Origin of the sequence: Arthrobacter sp. CAL618 (assembly GCF_000468215.1) — a bacterium.
Classification (GTDB): Bacteria; Actinomycetota; Actinomycetes; order Actinomycetales; family Micrococcaceae; genus Arthrobacter_D.
The window spans coordinates 9305-12270 of the sequence record NZ_ASZW01000091.1; the positions used below are offsets into that span (position 1 = coordinate 9305).

The 2966-nt window shown below is 70.3% G+C and carries 3 protein-coding genes and 1 pseudogene; 1 reads left to right on the forward strand and 3 read right to left on the reverse strand.

What is annotated here, in order from left to right; translation table 11 throughout:
- Positions 1-4: 4 nt before the first annotated feature.
- A complete protein-coding gene (locus tag K728_RS22325) occupies positions 5-235 on the forward strand; it encodes a dihydrofolate reductase family protein (RefSeq protein WP_272944182.1) in 231 nt (76 codons plus the stop codon).
- Here K728_RS22325 and K728_RS0105600 read toward each other — a convergent pair.
- The 3 genes and pseudogenes from K728_RS0105600 to K728_RS0105610 form a co-directional block, all read right to left on the reverse strand.
- Positions 137-1084: a lysylphosphatidylglycerol synthase transmembrane domain-containing protein gene (locus K728_RS0105600; RefSeq protein ID WP_024476117.1), complete on the reverse strand. Its 948-nt coding sequence runs from the start codon at positions 1082-1084 to the stop codon at positions 137-139. The two genes, K728_RS22325 and K728_RS0105600, sit on opposite strands and share 99 nt — an antisense overlap.
- Entirely contained in the window at positions 1081-1968 is an 888-nt protein-coding gene (locus tag K728_RS0105605) for a hypothetical protein (protein WP_024476118.1), read from the reverse strand. The genes K728_RS0105600 and K728_RS0105605 overlap by 4 nt, the downstream gene beginning before the upstream one ends.
- Positions 1965-2966: pseudogene (locus K728_RS0105610) on the reverse strand (glycosyltransferase family 4 protein); the annotation flags it as partial. The pseudogene K728_RS0105610 and the gene K728_RS0105605, both read right to left, overlap by 4 nt.

The window sequence follows — 2966 nt, forward strand, 5'->3', positions numbered from 1 at the left end:
GCTCGTGGAGGGCGGCGGACACACGGTCTCCCGCTTCCTCGAGGCAGGGGCGCTGGACCGGCTGTACCTGACCTGCGCACCGATCCTGGTGGGCGACGGCGTTCCAGGGATCAGGTTTACGGGCGGCGATGCGCTGTCAGACGCCCTCTCCCCGCCCGTGCGGCGTTTCGAGTTCGGTAGGGACGTCTGTACTGAGTTCGACTTCTCTGCGACGATCCCCGTGCCCGTTTCCTAGCAGGCCGCTGACGAACAGGGCCAGCAGGAGTACGGCGCCGGGCAGGGCCGAAACCAGGGCCAGTAGCCCGTAGCCCACTGACACCTCGATACCGAGCGCTCCCGGGTATCCGAACATCATGAACGCGACGGCAGTGACGCCCTCGCGGGGTCCCCAGCCGCCCAGGCTCAGGGGGATCGACATTCCGGCCAGGCAGATGGCGGCGAGCCCGACGACGTCCGCCGGGTCCAGCTCCGGCGCGGTCAGGGCTGCCGAGACTGCAAACAGTGCCCCATACGATGCCCAGCCCAGAACGGAAAGCCCCCACACGGCGGTGACCGTCCGGTTGGGGAGCCGCCGCAGCGACGGGCGGGCGGCCACCAGGACCAGGACGGCTCCGGCGGCGACCGCTGCTGAGGCACGCCAGTCCACCGCCAGGAGGGCTGCCGCCGCCGCGATGAGCACAATCACAGTCCCGGCCAGCCGCTCGCCCAGCACCGAGCCGATACTGCTGAGCCAGCTCGATTGGTAGGCCGAACGCTGCCGGGCGGTGCGGATGGCGTCACCTGCCAGGCCACCCGGGAGCACCGCATTCAGGAAGGACGCTTCGTAGCACTGGGCCAGGGCGCCGCCCCGGGGAAGGTGCATCTGGAACCCACCGGAAACCAGCCGCCAGCGCTGGGCCTGGGCGGCAGTCCCAAGGAGCCCGAGCAGCAGGGCGGCGGCGATCGAGGGGAAGGTCAATGCCTCCAGCCCGGCAGCGAACGGGCCGGTGCCGAACACCCGGACCAGGAGGTAGATCAGTGCTGCTGCGCAGACAGCCTGGAGGAGCCCCAGCCAGCGGCGGCGGGCCTGTGCGGTGAGGGTCACCGTCGTGGCGGGAGGGCGAGCAGGTCGCGGTGGCCGATCGTCAGCCGGAGGGATCCAGTTACAGCCTGCTCTGATCGCCGGGCCAGCCAAAGGTCGACCTCCCCGGCGAGGGTGGGATCTTCCTCCAGGACGGCGTCCGCCCGGTCGCTGAGGAACCGGTGGATCAGCTCGGCATGGTCCCCGGTCAGTTCCCAGGGGGTGTCAACGGTGGTGACAGTGAAGCCGGCGTCGGCCAGATACCCCGCGGTGAGGTCAACGGCCTGGGCGCCCGCCCGGTCGCCGCGGTTTTGATGGCGGTTGAAGGCGTCGTTGAGGCGTTCGTCCAGGGGGTCAGCCGGTTCGATGTCCATCACGCCGGTGACACTGAGACTGAACAGGGCAGCGGTCCCCGTCGCGGCAAGGGTGGCGCAGAGCTCACGAAGCTGGGCGGGGGTGAGGAGATCGAGGAGCGCCGAGCAGGTGACAAACCGCACCCGGTCGGGGGCGGAATTGTCACGCGCGGGATCGTCGTCGGCAGTGTCGGCGTAGAGAATCCGTGCAAGGTCTTCAAGCCCGGCCACCACGGCTTCGGTGCCGGCGACGCCGTCGACCGGTGGCGCGCTCAGGGTATGGTCCAGCAGGTCAGCGTCATGGTCGATGAGGGTCCATTGCTGGGACGGGGCGAGCTGCGGGGCGAGCCAGGCCTGGTTGGCTCCGGTGCCGGCGCCAAGGTCGAAGATCCGCACCGGACCGTTGTGGTCGGTACCGCGGACTTCGGCGAGGAAGTCCTGTAGGTCAGCGAGGAGGGGCTGACTTGCCTGCCGGGCGGTTTCATCGGCGGGCCGGCGGAGGGAGAGCCAGTCGCTGCTGATCGGTCGTGGTGCATCGGGGTCCATAGCGGTCACGGATTGATGATCTTCAGCAGCGTGGTCGCGGTAGTGGCCCATGTCGGCAGTCTAGCGCGGCGGAGCAGCGCAGCGGTCCGCCACGACTCCCGCAGTGGCACGTCGGTGAGCCACGCCCGCAGTAGTTCGCTGAGATGTTCAGGGTCGGAGGGGTCGACGACGGCGCCCGCCAGGTCCCCGCCAGCGTTCCCTGAGGTCCTGCCCGTGAGGGCTTCCACCGCGCCGGTGCCGCGGCCAACCACACCGGGAATGCCACGTGCCAGTGCCTCGGTCACCACCATCCCAAACGTCTCCGCCACGGAGGGCAAAATCAGCAGGTCGGTCCGCGCCCATTCGGCGTCGAGCGCTGGCCCACGCAGCACGCCGGGGAAGGCCACCCGTCCCGGCGGGAGCTGCCCGGCCAGCTCCATCAGCCCGGTGGCGTGCGGGCTGTCGAGTGGTCCGCCCACTAGGGAGGCGGTCCAGGGCAGGTCGACGACGTCGGCGAGCGCGGCGAGCAACACGGAATGGTTCTTCCGGGGCGTCAGCGACCCGAGCATCAACAGGTGCGGCGTGTTATTCCCTGCGGGACTGTTCCCTGGGGCGATCTCCGCCGGTTCGGTGCCGGGCGGCACGGCGTACACCCGGTCCAGCCGGTAGCGGCGCTGCAGATCCTCCCGGGCCCAGTTGCTGGTGCAGATCACTCCGGTGGCGTGCCGCAATGCCATCTCCTCCGACGCCGCAAAGGCTGCCTGCTCCGCCTCGCTGAGGCCGGTCTCCGCGGGAAGCGGCAGGTGCAGCAACACCCAGACGGTAGTGCCGGCGTCGACCGCTGCCCGCACCGCCTCGGGAGCGGCGGACGCCATGAGCCCATCGACCAGGACCACGGAGCCAGCAGGCGCCTCCCGCAGCGCAGCGACCAGCACCCGGTGGTGGTGCGGAGAGGCGTTCGGCCAGTCGCCGCGCACCGGGATCATTTTCACGCGATGTCCGGCGTCGCCCAGCGCCGTGGCCAGCCA